The 801-nt window shown below is 57.2% G+C and carries 1 pseudogene; it reads left to right on the top strand.

Annotation, left to right across the window (positions count from 1 at the left end):
* Nucleotides 1-782, top strand: a pseudogene (locus FYC77_RS20030) (ISH6 family transposase); the annotation flags it as partial.
* Between the last annotated feature and the right edge of the window lie 19 nt (nt 783-801).

Below are 801 nucleotides of genomic sequence, written 5' to 3' on the forward strand. Positions count from 1 at the left end.
CGAAGTGTCATAGCCAGGACGATCACTGCACGTACCACGACGTCAACGTCACCCTCGGACAGACCACCGAGGAAGACACGGAAACGACGCTTCTAGACGTCAATCTCAACGATTCTTGGGATGAAACAGCAGCGACTCTCGAGGAGACCGAGGCGATCACTGACGACGCGACGGTCGTCAGTGATGCCGAGAACGCGCTTGTCGATGCGTTCGAGAATGGTGACCGATCTCACCAGCTCGACCTCGTTCACGTCGGTCGAACGCTCGGGTACAAGCTCTGGAAAGACGATGCGTTTCCGCTCGGAGAGCGGAAAGCGATCGTCGCTGGCGTCACTGATGATCTGTTCCATCTGAAGAACTCTGTCGCACTTCATGCACCGAGGAATGAGCGTTTGGCGATCCGCGAGCGGATCGACCAAACGCTCGAGAACCTTCGGAAAGAAGCCTGGAGGTTAGTGCGCCAAGACTCCCCGAAAGCAGCAGCGTACCTCCGGGAATGGGCGGAAGCAACTGTGACGTTCGCGGAACTCGCGCTTGACCAACAGCAGGTTCCGTGGACATCGAACGTGGTCGAACGAGCTATGGGTGAAGTTTCGAAACGGTGTAAGAATCAATGGATGCGGTGGTCAGAAGCGGGGCTAGAGTCGCTTCTCTGGTTGAATCTGGTGCAGTACGCCGATCCCGAGCAGTTCGCGGCGTTCGCCGACGAACTGCTCGAGCGCTCAGCCAAAACAGCCATCACAATGGAGGTGTCAACTGAAGCTACCAGAGGCGAACTCTAGACGACTTTGGGACGGGACC

This window comes from Natrialba swarupiae, assembly GCF_008245225.1.
GTDB classification, from domain to species: Archaea; Halobacteriota; Halobacteria; order Halobacteriales; family Natrialbaceae; genus Natrarchaeobius; species Natrarchaeobius swarupiae.